This is a genomic window from Sulfitobacter sp. D7, assembly GCF_003611275.1.
Classification (GTDB): Bacteria; Pseudomonadota; Alphaproteobacteria; order Rhodobacterales; family Rhodobacteraceae; genus Sulfitobacter; species Sulfitobacter profundi.
This window is the reverse complement of record NZ_CP020694.1, coordinates 1,403,315-1,417,626: the sequence shown is the minus strand read 5'-3', so window position 1 is coordinate 1,417,626 and position 14,312 is coordinate 1,403,315. Positions and strand designations below refer to the sequence as shown.

At 59.3% G+C, this 14,312-nt stretch carries 16 protein-coding genes; 6 read left to right on the top strand and 10 right to left on the bottom strand.

Going from position 1 to position 14,312, the window contains the following annotated elements; all coding sequences use genetic code 11:
• Positions 1-77 precede the first annotated feature (77 nt).
• The 3 genes from ccmI to B5M07_RS06850 are packed head-to-tail and all read left to right on the top strand — an operon-like array spanning position 78 to position 2,009.
• A complete protein-coding gene (gene ccmI, locus B5M07_RS06860; RefSeq protein WP_120350744.1) occupies positions 78-1,307 on the top strand; it encodes a c-type cytochrome biogenesis protein CcmI in 1,230 nt (409 codons plus the stop codon).
• Positions 1,304-1,777: a Holliday junction resolvase RuvX gene (gene ruvX / locus B5M07_RS06855; protein ID WP_120350743.1), complete on the top strand. Its 474-nt coding sequence runs from the start codon at positions 1,304-1,306 to the stop codon at positions 1,775-1,777. Before ccmI ends, ruvX begins: the two co-directional genes overlap by 4 nt.
• Entirely contained in the window at positions 1,770-2,009 is a 240-nt protein-coding gene (locus B5M07_RS06850) for a DUF1289 domain-containing protein (RefSeq protein WP_120350742.1), read from the top strand. Before ruvX ends, B5M07_RS06850 begins: the two co-directional genes overlap by 8 nt.
• Positions 2,010-2,016: 7 nt before the next feature.
• Here B5M07_RS06850 and B5M07_RS06845 read toward each other — a convergent pair whose 3' ends face one another.
• Together B5M07_RS06845 and B5M07_RS06840 are read right to left on the bottom strand one after the other, a co-directional pair.
• Complete coding sequence (locus B5M07_RS06845; protein WP_120350741.1) at positions 2,017-2,271, bottom strand: hypothetical protein; 255 nt, start codon at positions 2,269-2,271, stop codon at positions 2,017-2,019.
• Positions 2,272-2,422: 151 nt separating this feature from the next.
• Positions 2,423-3,244, bottom strand: a complete 822-nt coding sequence (locus B5M07_RS06840) for a sulfite exporter TauE/SafE family protein (protein ID WP_120350740.1) — start codon at positions 3,242-3,244, stop codon at positions 2,423-2,425.
• A 184-nt stretch (positions 3,245-3,428) separates the two neighbouring features.
• On the opposite strand from B5M07_RS06840, the gene B5M07_RS06835 reads away from it, so the two are divergent.
• Positions 3,429-4,616, top strand: a complete 1,188-nt coding sequence (locus B5M07_RS06835; protein WP_120350739.1) for a multidrug effflux MFS transporter — start codon at positions 3,429-3,431, stop codon at positions 4,614-4,616.
• A 2-nt stretch (positions 4,617-4,618) separates the two neighbouring features.
• On the opposite strand, the gene dusA is transcribed toward B5M07_RS06835, so the two are convergent.
• The 8 genes from dusA to B5M07_RS06795 all read right to left on the bottom strand — a co-directional run bounded on the left by dusA (position 4,619) and on the right by B5M07_RS06795 (position 11,747).
• On the bottom strand, positions 4,619-5,626 hold the full coding sequence (gene dusA, locus B5M07_RS06830) for a tRNA dihydrouridine(20/20a) synthase DusA (RefSeq protein WP_120350738.1): 1,008 nt from the start codon (positions 5,624-5,626) through the stop codon (positions 4,619-4,621).
• 432 nt (positions 5,627-6,058) lie between these two features.
• A complete protein-coding gene (locus B5M07_RS06825) occupies positions 6,059-6,550 on the bottom strand; it encodes a DUF2127 domain-containing protein (protein ID WP_162931826.1) in 492 nt (163 codons plus the stop codon).
• A complete protein-coding gene (locus B5M07_RS06820) occupies positions 6,547-7,146 on the bottom strand; it encodes a DedA family protein (protein ID WP_120350736.1) in 600 nt (199 codons plus the stop codon). Before B5M07_RS06820 ends, B5M07_RS06825 begins: the two co-directional genes overlap by 4 nt.
• A gap of 39 nt (positions 7,147-7,185) precedes the next feature.
• Complete coding sequence (locus B5M07_RS06815) at positions 7,186-8,214, bottom strand: metallophosphoesterase family protein (protein WP_120350735.1); 1,029 nt, start codon at positions 8,212-8,214, stop codon at positions 7,186-7,188.
• Positions 8,215-8,380: 166 nt separating this feature from the next.
• Positions 8,381-8,719: a PepSY domain-containing protein gene (locus B5M07_RS06810; protein WP_120350734.1), complete on the bottom strand. Its 339-nt coding sequence runs from the start codon at positions 8,717-8,719 to the stop codon at positions 8,381-8,383.
• A gap of 87 nt (positions 8,720-8,806) precedes the next feature.
• Positions 8,807-9,235: a GtrA family protein gene (locus B5M07_RS06805; RefSeq protein ID WP_120350733.1), complete on the bottom strand. Its 429-nt coding sequence runs from the start codon at positions 9,233-9,235 to the stop codon at positions 8,807-8,809.
• Positions 9,235-10,230, bottom strand: a complete 996-nt coding sequence (locus B5M07_RS06800) for a glycosyltransferase family 2 protein (RefSeq protein WP_120350732.1) — start codon at positions 10,228-10,230, stop codon at positions 9,235-9,237. The genes B5M07_RS06805 and B5M07_RS06800 overlap by 1 nt, the downstream gene beginning before the upstream one ends.
• On the bottom strand, positions 10,227-11,747 hold the full coding sequence (locus tag B5M07_RS06795; RefSeq protein ID WP_254693972.1) for an ArnT family glycosyltransferase: 1,521 nt from the start codon (positions 11,745-11,747) through the stop codon (positions 10,227-10,229). The genes B5M07_RS06800 and B5M07_RS06795 overlap by 4 nt, the downstream gene beginning before the upstream one ends.
• A gap of 144 nt (positions 11,748-11,891) precedes the next feature.
• On the opposite strand from B5M07_RS06795, the gene B5M07_RS06790 reads away from it, so the two are divergent.
• Together B5M07_RS06790 and B5M07_RS06785 are read left to right on the top strand one after the other, a co-directional pair.
• Positions 11,892-12,563: a winged helix-turn-helix domain-containing protein gene (locus B5M07_RS06790; protein WP_120350731.1), complete on the top strand. Its 672-nt coding sequence runs from the start codon at positions 11,892-11,894 to the stop codon at positions 12,561-12,563.
• Complete coding sequence (locus B5M07_RS06785; protein WP_120350730.1) at positions 12,556-13,929, top strand: HAMP domain-containing sensor histidine kinase; 1,374 nt, start codon at positions 12,556-12,558, stop codon at positions 13,927-13,929. Before B5M07_RS06790 ends, B5M07_RS06785 begins: the two co-directional genes overlap by 8 nt.
• The last annotated feature ends 383 nt before the right edge of the window (positions 13,930-14,312 follow it).

The window sequence follows — 14,312 nt, the reverse complement described above, 5'->3', positions numbered from 1 at the left end:
CGATTGGTGAAAAATGCCGCAGGGGGCGCGGCATTTGCGGTCTTTTGTCGGGGCCGGTCAAAGGTTAGGTAGAGGGCATGATATTTTGGTTTCTCTCTGGCGCGATGGCGCTTGTCGTGGGCGGTTTTCTAGCGCGGGCCGCGTGGCGCGGCGCGGATACGCCCCTGCCCGCGCAGGCGGATTATGACCTCAAGGTCTACCGCGACCAATTGGACGAGGTCGAGCGTGACCTCGCCCGCGGTGTGGTGTCTGAGGCCGATGCCGTCCGGATCCGCACCGAGATTTCGCGCCGCATCCTTGCCGCCGATGCCGCGCAGGATGGGGGCAAGCAAAACACCTCGCGGCCCCCGCCCGTCGTGCTGATCGCAGGGGTCGTGGTCTTGGGTGCCGGTTCACTGGCGCTCTACTGGCATCTGGGGCAGCCCGGCTATGGCGATCTGGCCTTGGCAGACCGCATCGCCTTTGCCGAAGACATGCGCCGCAACCGCCCCAGCCAGCAAAGCGCGGTGGAAAGCCTGCCTGCCAGCCCCAGTACCGAGGGGCTGAGCGCGGATTACCTCGCGCTGATGCAGCAGCTTCGCGCCACGGTCAAAGAACGGCCCGAGGATTTGCAGGGCCAGACCCTGTTGGCGCAGAACGAGGCCCGTGTCGATAATTTCGCCGCCGCAGCCGAGGCGCAGGGCAATGTGCTGCGTCTCAAAGGCGCGGACCGGACCGCGAAGGACATCGCAGATTACGCCGAACTTTTGGTGCTCGCCGCGGGGGGCTATGTCTCTCCCGAGGCGGAAACCGCCCTGCGGGAAGTGCTCAACCGCGATGAGCAGGATGGCCGCGCACGCTATTACCTTGGCCTGATGATGGTGCAGACTGGGCGGCCGGATGTCGGTTTCCGCATTTGGGACGCGCTGTTGCGGCGCGGGCCTGCGGATGCGGCATGGATCGAGCCGATCCGCGCGCAGATTTCGCAGGTCGCCAGCCTTGCCGGGGTGAATTACGAAATGCCTCAGATCGGCACCGGCGCCCCTGCGCGGGGGCCATCCGCCGAAGACATTGAAGCCGCCTCGGAGATGAGCGCGGACGACCGGATGGAAATGATCGGCGGCATGGTGGCTGGCCTGTCGGATCGTCTGGCCAGCGAAGGAGGCCCCCCGCAGGACTGGGCGCGGCTGATCACATCGCTCGGCGTTTTGGGGGACACCGATCAGGCCCGCGCGGTCTATGACAACGCGCTTGAGGTCTTTTCAGGCGATAATGCGGCGCTGGACATGATCCGCAGCGCCGGAGAACGTGCAGGAGTGGCAGGATGATTTACGACGACACGGCAGATTTCATCGCCGCCCTGCCCCCGATGCAGGCGCTGATCGGGCTTGATCTGGGCGAAAAGACCATCGGCGTCGCGGTGAGTGACAGCTTCCAATCCGTCGCCACCCCGCTGGAAACCGTGCGGCGCAAGAAATTCGGCGTGGATGCCGCCCGTCTGGCCGAGATCATCGCCGAGCGCCGTATCGGTGGGCTGGTTTTGGGATTGCCGCGCAATATGGACGGCTCAGAAGGGCCGCGCTGCCAATCGACCCGCGCTTTCGCCCGCAACTTCGACCGGCTCACGCCGCTGCCCATCACCTATTGGGACGAGCGGCTGTCGACCGTGGCCGCCGAACGCGCATTGCTAGAGGCCGACACCACCCGCAAACGCCGCGCCGAGGTGATCGACCATGTGGCCGCGGGCTATATCCTTCAGGGGCTGCTGGACCGTTTGCAGGTGATGCGCCGTGACTAAGAAGCTCTGGCAGCGCAATGAGGTCGAAAGCCCCTGCATCAACATCTGCGTGGTGCACCCCGAAAGCCGACTCTGCACGGGCTGTCTGCGGTCGATTGATGAGATTGGCCGCTGGTCGGCGATGAGCGCGGAGGAGCGCCGCGCCATCATGGCGGAGTTGCCCCAACGTGAAAGCGCCCACGCAAAACGGCGCGGGGGCCGCGCGGCGAAACTGGCGCGGCGGCGCGACTAGCGCGGCCTTAGGCGCCGCGACGCTGGACGATCTCGTTCAGGAAAATAAGAGCCGCTTCGCCGTTCGTGGCATCGTGGAGGCCCATCGGGGTCGCGTTGTAATTGGCCGCGGGCACCGAGGCACGGGCAAATGTCAGGCTGGTTTCGCGGGTGAACATCCCGTCAAAGCGAAATGCCCGACGGCCACGGCGCGCAGGTTTCCAATAGGCGAGGTCACTGCCCTGCCCTTTGAGGATGATCGCTTTGGTCCCGCTTCGGCGCATCTCGTCACGTCCCTTGGTTCGGATGATTCTGCGTTTGTTAAGGCAGTAAGCCAGTCGTTTGTGTCGAGATTGCGGCAATTTGATGAACATTGTCCGAAATTGGGCAGAAACCATCACATTCCGGCAGGTTTAAGGTCAAAAACGGGTCAACTCAGCCCCAAAGTGCTTTTCTCAACATATTTAGCGCCACCAGCACCAGAAACACGGCAAAGACCCGTCTGAGCGGCTTGGGGTCCATCGCATGGGCCAACCGCACGCCCCAAGGCGCGGTGATGAGCGTCATTGTCACGACGACCCCGAAGGCACCTAGATTAACCGCGCCGATGGTCAAGGGCGGGCGGCTTTGCGCGATATCAACGAAGAGAAAGGCAATCACCGAGGGCACGGCGATCAAAAGCCCAAAGCCCGCCGCCGTGGCCACGGCCCGGTGAATGGGCCGACCATGGAGCGTCATCAGCGGCACGCCAAAGCTGCCGCCTCCGATCCCCATCAGCACCGACAGAAACCCGACCATCGGCGACAGGGTCGCACGTTTGATGCCACGCGGCATGGTCTCTCCCAAGCGCCAATCGCTGCGCCCGAACCCTAGGTAGAGCCCGACAATCAGCGCCAGTCCGCCAAAGATCGCCTGAAGCGTCTGGGTGCGTAATTGCGCCACCAGCAGCACGCCCAAGATGGCCCCCACCATGATCCCCGGCGCCCACGTGCGCAGGATTTCCCAATCGACCGCGCCCTTTTTATTATGTGCATGGACCGAACGCGCAGAGGTGACGATGATCGTCGCCAGTGATGTCGCAAGGCAAATCTGCATCAGCTGTGGCCCGTCATAGCCGAGCGATTGCAGCGCATAGAAAAACGCGGGGACCAAGACAATCCCCCCACCGACGCCCAGCAGCCCTGCCAAAACCCCGGCAAAGCCTCCGATCAGGGCGATAAGCACCAGCATCGGCAAAAGATCGTTCAACTCTGGCATGTGGCCCCTCCCGGCTGTCGATGCGCCTATCAAGCCCTTTCGCGCCGGGGGTTCAAGCGATAACGCCGGGGTTGCACTTCCCCCAAGGGGGGTTAGGTTGCGCGCGAAAGTCGGCCCCAGACATCGGTCTGCGCTTGCCGCCTTGCCCATTTGGCCCCGGCCATCCCATCCGAAAGGACATCACGTGCTACGTTCAGCGCTCATTCTCGGGTTGCTGGGGCTGGTCGGCCCCTTCGCCATCGACATGTATCTGCCCGCCATGCCTGCCATCGCCGCCAGCTATGGCGCGTCAGAGACGGCGGTTCAGGCGACCATCACGGCCTATTTCATCGCCTTCGGGCTGGGTCAGCTTTTCTATGGCCCATGGGCCGATCAGGCGGGGCGCAAGCTGCCGATCATGGTGGGGCTGGTGCTGTTCCTCATCGCGTCATTCGGGGCCGCCTTCGCGCCGACGATGGCGGCGCTGACGGGCTGGCGCGCGCTGCAAGGGCTTGGCGGGGCCGTGCTAATGGTGGTGCCGCGTGCGATCATCCGTGACCAATACACCGGCACCCAGGCGACGCGGTTGATGGCGATGCTGATGCTGGTGATCTCGATCTCGCCGATGTTGGCCCCACTGGCGGGCAGCGCGGTGATGGCGCTCGCCGATTGGCGCGCGATCTTCGTAACCTTGGGTGCTTTGGCCATCGCCGCGCTGGCACTCACCGCCTTCGCCCAGCCCGAGACGCTGCCCGTCAAACGCCGCGTGCGGATCAACCCGCGCAACCTTTGGCGTGGGGCGAAAGTGCTGCTGAGCGATCCGATCTTCATGGGGCTGACCTTTATCGGCGGCTTTGCCATGGGGTCATTCTTTGTCTTCATCGCCTTTGCGCCCTTTGTCTATACCGGGCAATACGGGCTGGGGCCGACGGGGTTTTCGCTGGCCTTTGCGGTCAACGCGGTCGGCTTCTTCTCGGCCTCGCAACTGGCGGGGTGGCTGGGCGAACGCTGGGGCATGCGCAGCCTTGTGCGGCGCGGTGTGGCGGGCTTCGTCTTCTTTTCCGCCGCGATCTTTGTCACGGCGCTGGCAACCGATCCGGGCCTCTATCTGGTGATGGCGGGGCTGTTTTGCGCCAACGCCTGCCTTGGCGTTGTGGTGCCGACAGTGATGGTCGTGGCGCTGGACGATCACGGCGATATCGCTGGTCTCGCCTCTTCGCTGGGCGGCACATTGCAGATGGTGGCGGGTGGCCTCTCCATTGCGCTGGCCGGGCCGTTTTTTGACGGGACTGTCACACCGATGCTGGGGGCGATTGCGGCCTGCGGACTGGTGGCCGCCCTGCTCACGCTGGCGCTGCTGCGGCCCCGCCCGGTGGCAGAGCCCACGGTCTAACCCTACCCCGCCGCGGCGATTTCCTGCGCCGCGGCGACCTCGGCCAAGGCGGCCTCGACCAGTTCCGGCCCCGCGCCGGGCTTATGCGCCCCTTCGGACAGGATACGCCGCCACTGCCGCGCGCCGGGCCGCCCGGCAAAAAGCCCCAGCATATGTCGGGTGATCTGCCCCAGACGCCCGCCGCTGGCCAGATGCGCCTCGATATAGGGCAACATCCCCTGCACCGCGGCCTCTGCAGTGCTGTCAGCACCCCGCCCGTAGATGCGCCGATCAGCGCTGGCGAGGATGTCAGTCGGCGCATGATAGGCGCTGCGCCCCACCATGACGCCATCTAACCCGGCATCCAGAAAAGCTTCGGCCTGATCGAGCGATGTGACCCCACCGTTGACCGAAATATGCAGGTTCGGAAACAGCCCCTTCATCTGATGCACGAGATTATAGTCCAACGGCGGAATATCGCGGTTTTCCTTGGGGCTCAGCCCCTGCAGCCACGCCTTGCGCGCATGGATCGTGACACGGGTGCAGCCCGCCGCCACGATACGCGCGAGGAACTCGGGCAAGATTTCCTCAGGGTTCTGATCGTCCACGCCGATACGGCATTTCACGGTCACCTCGACATCGCAGGCCGCGCGCATGGCATCAACACAGTCCGCCACCAGCCCCGGCTGCTGCATCAAGACCGCGCCAAAGGCGCCCGATTGCACCCGATCAGACGGGCAGCCGCAATTGAGGTTAATCTCATCATAGCCCGTGTCAGCCCCCAACCGTGCTGCCCGTGCGAGCTCTGCGGGGTCCGACCCGCCAAGTTGTAGGGCCACGGGATGTTCCGAAGGGTCATGATCCAGCAGATGCAACGCCCCACCCCGCACCAGCGCGGGGGCGGTGACCATCTCGGTATAGAGGAGCGTCTCACGGCTTAGCTGCCGGTGGAGGTAGCGGCAGTGGCGGTCGGTCCAGTCCATCATGGGTGCCACGCTCAGGCGGGCTGATTTTTCAACCTTATTTTTCAATCTCTTAACCTCAGCTCCGAATGAACTTCATGTAGCACGCTATGCGTGGATTTCCGGGGGTTTTCCCCGATTATCCGGGGTTTTCGATTCTGCATTGCTACCGTGTAGCAGATCCGCATTGCCAGAACACCGCCACTTCATCCGGCCTGGTTCGCCCCGCGGTCCGCCCCTTCGCGCTGTCCCTCAACCAAGGAAGTCGGGAATCAAACCGAGAACACTTTTTTCGCGGAAGCGCCGACTTCCTTCTCACAACAGCACAGAAGGAACTTTCTTTATGACCACCATCGACGACAGCACCAAGAACGTTTTGGCTATGATCACCGCGGAGCGAGCCGCCTGCCGTAACAATGCCCCTGCTTGAGCGTTTAAGCTAGGCGAGGTTTTCCGCGCCGTTTTAGGTCAGGCACATAAAAGAGAACTGCAATTTCCGCGTCAGGACCCCAACAGAGCACGACTACGCTGTTCGCGCACGGTGATGTAGATAACCGTTAGATCGATCGCAGTCAGGATCAGCAAAGCCACGCCGCCAACAGTGAGCCATTCGAATAGTTGATAGATCACAAATGCCCAAAGCACGAAAAGCGCTGCGCGATGCGCCCATGCTGCGCCGTAAAGCAGGGCCACGACGATCGCGATATGAAGCCCGCCATGCGCCAGAAAGTAAGTGGTATAGAACGCGAGATCCGATGTCGGGATGACACCGGCGAGCGACATGGCGCGGGTCGCGAGGAAATCATTAGGGTTCTCCGCAAGCTCTGCGCGAAAGAACCATTGGGTGAGAGCAGGAAGGCGATCTGCTGCTCCCGCGAAGATCGCCGCAGCCGTTGCCAATTGAAGAACGCCCAAGACTGCTTTTGCAAAAAGGGTCACCGCAAATAATCGGTGGTTCAAGCTTTTTGAATTATGCTGTTTTAACGCTGTCATCTTTCTGCTTTGGGGCGAAGCAACCGCCATACATAAAGCACAAGAAGGCCTCCAAGCAGGACGTTTGTCACCGGATTGATCCACGTCTCAACTTTGGCAAACTGCGCTTCCAGCAGATAGCCTGAAATGGTGAGGGCGGCCGTCCAGAGCAGGCTGCCCAACCCTGTGTAGAGTAGAAATGGCAGCAGCGGCATCCCCGTCATTCCGGCGGGGACGGATATGAGCGTTCGGACCCCCGGAACCATCCGGCCCAGAAACACCGCCATGCCGCCATTGCGCCGAAACCACGCAAGGGAACGATTGAGATCTTGTTCTGAGATGGTCAGCCACCTGCCGTGCCGCACGATGAGCTCGCGCAACCGTGTTTCAGAAGCCAATGTGCCGATCCAATACCATAAGAATGCGCCGGCCACTGAACCGATCGTGCCTGCGATCACGACACTGACGAAGTAGAGGTCACCGCTCGCCGCGAGATAGCCAGCGAAGGGCATGATGACTTCCGAAGGGATCGGAGGGAAGACGTTCTCAAGCAGCATCAGGGTAGCGACGCCCAGGCTGCCCATGGAGGCGAGTAGCGATGTGATGAAGTCAAACATGGTCGGGCCTTTGCGGGTGGCTGTGCTGGACTGCGGGTGTCAACATTGGACCGTGCCGCTGTCTGTTTCCATCGATCCGGGACCGGTGAGGTAGGTCCAGCTGGCCGTTTTATTTGTGAAGGTCAGCTTCAGCATGCCTGTCGTTCCGGTGATTAGTCGCTCGGAGAAGGCCGCAGGCTCAAGGTTGCCCTGTGTTGATTTGCCACCGGCCCCAACCACGAAGGCGGTCGTGCCGCCCTGGTCCGGTTTGCCCTCGGCATTCAGCGGCGCAGTGCGTTCGTAGAAGTGGTTGTGTCCATGTAAGACAAAGCGGACGCCTGCTTTCGCGACAAGCCGGAACAGCGCCCGCGCACTGTCAGTTCGGCTGCGCGTCACGCTCGAATACGCAGGTTTGTGGAAATATGCCGCAGTGCAGCTGTCTGTGTGCGCTGCGAGCACTTCCTTTACCCATTCTGCCTGTGCAGACCCTGGGGACGCATCAATCTCGCTGTTCAGCGACAGGATCAACCAGTTCCCGGCTTGCAGGGCGTAATAGCCGTTTCGGTCTGGCCCCGCGCGATCTTGCCAGTAATCGTAATAGGCATATGCATAAGGCGAGTGGTATTCGTGGTTTCCGGGGGTCGGCCATGTTCGTGCCCATGCAGCCCCCCAATATGGGTCGTAGCAATCTTCAAAGCCCACAGCTTCGCCGTGTTTATAAACCAGATCCCCCAAGGCGAGCACCGCCGTATTGGGGTGTTGGTCTAAGATACTTTTGGTTTCCAACATGCCCTCGTTCGGCGCGGCCTCTGCCCTGGGGAGACCAATCGCATAGCGTAGGTTTCTATTTGTTCTTCCAAAGTAGCCCCCGTTTGCGCAGGAGGCGACGTCACCTGCCGCGAGAGCAGAGAACGGCAGTGTCACATCCAGCTTGTGGACCCGGTTTGTGTCAAACAGTTGCGAATGAGAAGAGTTGGTCAGTGACCTTATGCCGGAAGCCGCAATTGAGAAAATTTGCCCCTCGGTCCCAGCGATCAGAATGACGGCCGCCGATGCAGCCAGTAGGGTTCGAAAGACGGTTTTTTTCATCGGGTTCTCCTCAAAAGCACCTGTAGAGTTTGCCGACTGATGAAAGGCTTACCGAAAGGTTACCAATTGGTAAGGTGTCGCTCGGATTACCGGCGGCGCTTAGGATGAAGGGAAAGGAAAATTCCAGCGCGGCAGCAAGATGATCCTGTGCCGCGCCGGTATAGATTTAGCCGTTGTCGTCATCTTTCTCGTCGTCATCGTCCATGAACGGGCCTTGTGCGATTACTGATCCGTCATTGGCATCGATAAGGATCTCGGTCATGGACCCATCCGGGGCGACGGCGACTGCCTCGTAGACAGCCTTACCATCCTCGCTTTCGAATTCAATTGAGGTGATCTTGCCATCCACACCTTCCAAAGCAATGGTGAGTGCTTTCTGGATGTCGATCTGCGCTACAGAGAACAGTGTCATTTTTTTCGCATTTTCTGTTTCAGCCAGTGCCATTCCGGCCATCGCGACCGCACCTGCGGCAATAAGTGCGGTAAGGGAAATCAAACGTTTCATCGTGGTCTTCCTGTCTTGCACGGCCCCCAACTGGAGCCTCGCCTCAAGAGATAACCGACCCTTGTAGCCGGGAACGTCTCCACCAGATTACTGATTGGTTAGATTGGCAGACGGTTCCACATCGACCGGCCCGCCGGCTTTGTGCGGGCTGCGAAACGCCCACAATCTGCTGAGTGCAAAAGTCAAAACCGCCGCGGAACCGGTTGAGATCCACAGGCTCACTGTGTCGGATAGACCCCCTTCGGATAGCAACATGATCAGAAGCCCTTCGTTAATGGCAAAGCCGATCAGGGCGACAAGCGCAAATTTCCACAGCGCGCTTGATGCGCTGACTTCCTGATCGGCAAAGGAAAATCCGAGATGGCCGATGAAGCTGACCACGAAAGCGATTGTGAAGGCGAGCAGGTTCGCCAAAAGAGGATGCCAGGTCGACTGGATCAGCAGAAAGCCGATCATCATGTGAACGAAGGTCGCGAGCAGACCGACCATCCCGAACCGCAACAACTGGCGCCACATCACAGGTGCTCCGAATCTGCTGAAAAATCCTCGGCGATGATAAAGCCAGGACGGCCTTTGACCTCGGTAAAGACCCGCGAGAGGTATTCGCCCAACACACCGATGGAGATAAGCTGCACCCCACCCAATAACATAACGGCCACCACAAGGGTCGACCAACCCGGCACGTCGATGCCGAAGATCAGGGTGCGGACGGCAATCCAGAGGGCGTAGAGGATCGAACAGGCAGCAATGGTCATACCAACCCCTGTCCAGACCCGCAGCGGCCAAGCAGTGAAGGACGTGAGGCCGGTCAAACCTAACTTAAACAAGCCAGCAAAGCCGAATTTAGAGGCCCCGGTCGCGCGCGGGTTCAACTCAATCGCCACAGCCTTGGTGCGAAAGCCAACCCAACCATACAGCCCTTTCATGAAGCGGTTGCGCTCTGGCAAAGCGCAGAGCGCATCGACAACCCGTCGATCCATGAGCCTAAAATCGCGCGCATTGGCTGGTATCGCGGTGTCGCCGCCGATATTTAGCAGGGCGTAGAACGCGCGGGTGAATAACCGTTTACGCCATGTCTCGTCCCGGCGTTGCGCGCGGACGGCATAGACCATCTCATACCCCTCGGCGCGATGTTTCAACATGGTTTCGAGATGAAAAAGGGGTTCCTGAAGATCAGCATCGAGGATAACCACCGCTGCACCCACCGTGCGCTCCAGACCGGCCATGATCGCATGTTCCTTGCCGAAATTCCGCGACAGGCGCAGCACACGAAGCGGATATCTGGCGCATAGCTCTCGGCTTTCTTCAAATGTTCCATCAAGGCTGCCGTCATCCACAATGATGATCTCGAAGCTGGGCACCAGCCTGCGGGCATGCGCCTCTACCTGGGCCACCGTTCTGGCGATATTGCCCGCCTCATTGAACGCGGGGATCACAAAGGAAAGATCAGGAACTTGCTTTGCAGGCGGAACGATCCGGGGCTTTTCAAACCCTTCGGGACGACGGTTCATGATGCTTCCCCCTGATCCAGATCTTCGACAAACAAAATGCGGTGCCCGAACCGTCCGGCGGGGCCAAACCGCGGTCCCAAATAGGGAGCGATTTCCGAGGCGACAGCCCTCGGGATGGCCACCGCGTCGCGCAGGCCATTGTCAGCGAAAATGTCGAATGTCGCGGTTCGTTCGGTGAATTTGACGCGACCGCGGGTATAGAACTCGGCAGAAAAGCTGCGACCGCCCCAATAGGTAATCTGCACATCAAGGTCGTAACTTTGCGCCGCAATTACCAATGCGCGCTCGGATCGATTGGTGACGCTTTCTGGCTGGTAGCGCGCCAGAATCGTCACCGTTAGAAATGCTGCCCCAACGAGGCCGATGGCCACGGCTGTCGCTCTTCGACCCCACCAGCCCGGCTGCCCCCTCACTTGCGCCCAAAGCGACACCAAGAGAACCGCTGCGGCGGGAAGCCCGGGCAAAGCATAGGCTGGCAATATGTTTGCGGCGGGCGTGAAGAGGATCAGCGGCGCAACGACCCAAAGTGCGAGATAGCTGTGCCAGCCCCGGTCATTGCCCGTCACCTCGTTGACGCAAGAACCCGGCCGGGAAAGTAAGGCCAAGAAAAACAAGCTCCACGGCAGAAACGTAGCCCCGGCATAGACCCAGATCAGGCCTTTGGGCTGCTGATGGCCGGACCCGTAAAGATCCCCCTGCCAGCCCGGCACGACAAAGCGCTGGAAGTGTTCTCCGACAAGAAAGTAGCGCAGGAAACCCGGCGTCTTGATCTCGGCAAGGATATACCAAGGAAGGGTCAGCGCCGCCGCGATCAATAGCCCCGACAACCAAGGAAATCCATGTAGTTCGCGCCAGCGCCCTGTCAGCGCGAGCCACGGCACAAGCGCGATCATCGTGATGACAAGCGCGACCGGTCCCTTCGCCAAAAGGCCGATAGCGATGCCGACAAAGAACCACCGTCCCCATGCACTGCGCGCGGGGCTGTCCATCAAGCAGTTGTAGAAGCCGATCATGCTTAACGTAGTGCCAAGCACCATGCCCATGTCCGTCATCACGAAAGCCGACGCGCCGAAAAACATTAAAGATGAGGCGAGCACCGTGGTCACGACAAGAGCCTGATCTGCGCCTCGATGCTGGCGCACCCAAGTGAAAATTAGGCTTAACACCCCCAACGACGCAGCAAATATGAATATCCGTGCGCCGAAGGCCCCAACGCCAAAGAGCTTCATCCCCAAGGCAGACAGCCAAGTATGTAAGGGAGGTTTGCCCCAAAACGGGACGCCATAGTCGAACTGAGGTGTGACCCAGTCCCCGGTCTCGACCATCTTACGCGCGATCTCGGCATAACGGGCTTCTGTTGAATCTGTGAAAGGCCACCAGAACAGGGCAAGCAGACGCAAGGCGAACAAAGCACCGAGCGCAAACAGCAGGAACCGTTGGTCGCTGCGCGTTAAGCCAAGGCGCCCCGCATGCTCTTGCCGCACGGCTGTGTCGAATTTGGGATCGATTGCGGCCATGTTGTCCTGTCCTTTTTCTAAGGGCATAGGACGGCGGTGATCTGCAAAAGGTGGTCGGCACTATACCGATCCGTAATATTACGAAGATGGTGCAAAGCCGCAAAGCAGGCTATTTTCTCAATACCTTATGGAGCTTGAGCGCAGATGCGGGTGCTTGTTGTAGAAGATGATGGCGAAACGGCTGAGTATATCTGCACGAGCCTGAAGGCACTTGGCCATGTGACGAAACATGCGTCGGATGGCAAACAGGGCTTCCTCGATGCGCTGGACAATGACTTTGATGTCATCGTAGTCGACCGGATGCTGCCCGGCTTGGATGGGTTGACCCTCGTCAAATCAGTGCGCGGTGCGAACGTTGATACGCCGATCCTGTTCTTGAGCGCGCTCGGCGGTTTGAACGACCGGGTGAATGGATTGGAAGCCGGGGCGGACGACTATCTTGTGAAACCTTTTGCGTTTTCTGAGCTCTCCGCGCGCCTAACTGCACTTGCACGCCGCCCCCCGATGCAGGCCGAAGAAACGCGACTTCAGGTTGCCGATCTGGAGATTGACCTGATCCGCCATACTGTGTGCCGATCCGGTCAGGAGATCGCCGTGCAGCCGCGCGAGTTTCGCCTGCTATCCTATCTTATGAAGAACGCCGAGCGGGTGGTGACACGCACCATGTTGCTGGAAGCAGTTTGGGATTTTCACTTTGATCCGAACACCAATGTCGTTGAGACGCATATCAGCCGTCTACGCAACAAGATCGACAAACCCTTCGAGCAGCCGTTGATCCATACCGTTCGGGGCGCTGGATACAGCCTTCATGGATAACCCTAAGCGCAAAGGTCCTTCAGCGTTGCGGACATCCATACGGCTGTCTTTGCAATACTCGTTCCTCTATTCGGTGCTTTCTGCGCTCGTCTTCGCATTGGCCTATTGGTTCACACAATACGAAGTCCAAGACTGGGTCCTCAATCAAATGCGCAGCGATGCGGCCACACTCGTTGAGATCTTTGAGTTGGGCGGCGATGAGGTGCTGGTCGACCGCGTCGATGCCCTCGCCGAAGTCAGCTTTCAGAATGCCCGGGTTTACCAGCTTCTGAACGCCGAGGGCGCGATTGTTTCTGGCAACTTATCTTCGGTCTTCGAAAACCCATTGCCGGACTATCTTCCGGCACAGGAATTGCCGCTTGCCGGAGAAATTCACGACGAAGTCACCGGCTATTGGCTGCGCGCGGATGACGTCGGCCCCTATCTACTCATCCAAGGTGCAGGCGACCATATCGTCTTGGAAATACTGGAAGCGCTCGGAATGGCTTTGGTGGCAGGCTATCTGGCGGTTGTGATCCTCGGCCTTGTCGTCGGTGTCCGGATTGGCCGCATCACCGAGCGACGCATTGCAGCCATATCAAATACTCTGACAGAGGCCTCTTGTGGCAACCTCGCTTCTCGTATTCCGACCACCCGAAACGCCCGCGATGATCTTTCGCGGGTATCAACCGAGATCAATAGTATGCTCGACCAGATCAAACGCCTGCTTGAAAGCCAAGAGCAAATCTCGAATGACATTGCCCATGACATGCGCACACCGCTTCAACATCTTCGGCAGCGGTTGGAAAAACTACGTGATAGTCCGATGATCCGCCCGGACGATATTTCCGCCAGTCTCGATCAAACCGAAGAAATCATAGCGACCTTTAACGCCCTTTTGCGTATCGCTCAGATTGAGGGGAGTGACCGTCGCGAAAGGTTCGCGTGGAACGACCTGCGTGAGGTCATAGGCAATGTTACGGAAGTCTTCGAGCCTACTGCCGAGGATGCTGGTATTGAGTTGACCATTAAGGTGCCAGACGAACACCTTGAGGTTTTTGGTGATAAAAATCTGCTGACGCAACTGCTGTCGAACCTTGTCGAGAACGCGATCAGACATTGTCCCGTTGGTTCTAAGGTTTTGGTCTTGGCGGAAACCACACCTGTCGGTCCGACCTTGCGCGTCACTGACGATGGTCCGGGTATCGAATGCGAGAATCGAGAGCGTATTTTTCGACGGTTCTTCAGGGGTGAGAAAAGTCGGAACAGTCCTGGGAATGGCCTTGGCTTGGCATTAGCAAAAGCAATTTGTGATCTGCATGGCGCCGAAATAACCGTCTCGGATAATGATCCAGGAACAACTTTCGAGATCAATTTTCTGCGGTAAATGCGATCTGGGTCTCAACATGGGCTTTCTTTGCCGTATTCAAGATGCGCAGTCAGAGTCGCCTTAAAGTAGACATTGCTCAATAGAAAGAGCAACGTCACTTGCGGTTCGCTCTTGCCAGATCAGTTTATGCTGCAATTGCGAAGACCTTCATTACTTACGCGGTCAATTTGGGCTCACTGCGGACGTTTGCCGCACTACACGTCAAGGTTCGCACAGCGGACTTTGCAGCCGTTCGCTGCGGACGCACAGTTTCCGATTCAGTTGAGAAGACCTCTTGGAGAAAAGCGCCGAAAACCAGACCTTCGCTGCGGTCGCAAGAAAGCTGACGGAGGCACCAAAAGCAGACGCTCGCCAAGCGCAATTGAACTTTCCGATCATGG

Coding starts and splice junctions, on each gene's coding strand:
- B5M07_RS06825 (WP_162931826.1), bottom strand. CDS start 6,550: ATGACAGCGTTAAAACAGCATAATTCAAAAAGCTTGAACCACCGATTA.
- ruvX (WP_120350743.1), top strand. CDS start 1,304: ATGATTTACGACGACACGGCAGATTTCATCGCCGCCCTGCCCCCGATG.
- B5M07_RS06785 (WP_120350730.1), top strand. CDS start 12,556: ATGGATAACCCTAAGCGCAAAGGTCCTTCAGCGTTGCGGACATCCATA.
- B5M07_RS06840 (WP_120350740.1), bottom strand. CDS start 3,244: ATGCCAGAGTTGAACGATCTTTTGCCGATGCTGGTGCTTATCGCCCTG.
- B5M07_RS06810 (WP_120350734.1), bottom strand. CDS start 8,719: ATGAAACGTTTGATTTCCCTTACCGCACTTATTGCCGCAGGTGCGGTC.
- B5M07_RS06815 (WP_120350735.1), bottom strand. CDS start 8,214: ATGAAAAAAACCGTCTTTCGAACCCTACTGGCTGCATCGGCGGCCGTC.
- B5M07_RS06795 (WP_254693972.1), bottom strand. CDS start 11,747: ATGGCCGCAATCGATCCCAAATTCGACACAGCCGTGCGGCAAGAGCAT.
- B5M07_RS06845 (WP_120350741.1), bottom strand. CDS start 2,271: ATGCGCCGAAGCGGGACCAAAGCGATCATCCTCAAAGGGCAGGGCAGT.
- B5M07_RS06820 (WP_120350736.1), bottom strand. CDS start 7,146: ATGTTTGACTTCATCACATCGCTACTCGCCTCCATGGGCAGCCTGGGC.
- B5M07_RS06790 (WP_120350731.1), top strand. CDS start 11,892: ATGCGGGTGCTTGTTGTAGAAGATGATGGCGAAACGGCTGAGTATATC.
- B5M07_RS06800 (WP_120350732.1), bottom strand. CDS start 10,230: ATGAACCGTCGTCCCGAAGGGTTTGAAAAGCCCCGGATCGTTCCGCCT.
- ccmI (WP_120350744.1), top strand. CDS start 78: ATGATATTTTGGTTTCTCTCTGGCGCGATGGCGCTTGTCGTGGGCGGT.
- B5M07_RS06805 (WP_120350733.1), bottom strand. CDS start 9,235: ATGTGGCGCCAGTTGTTGCGGTTCGGGATGGTCGGTCTGCTCGCGACC.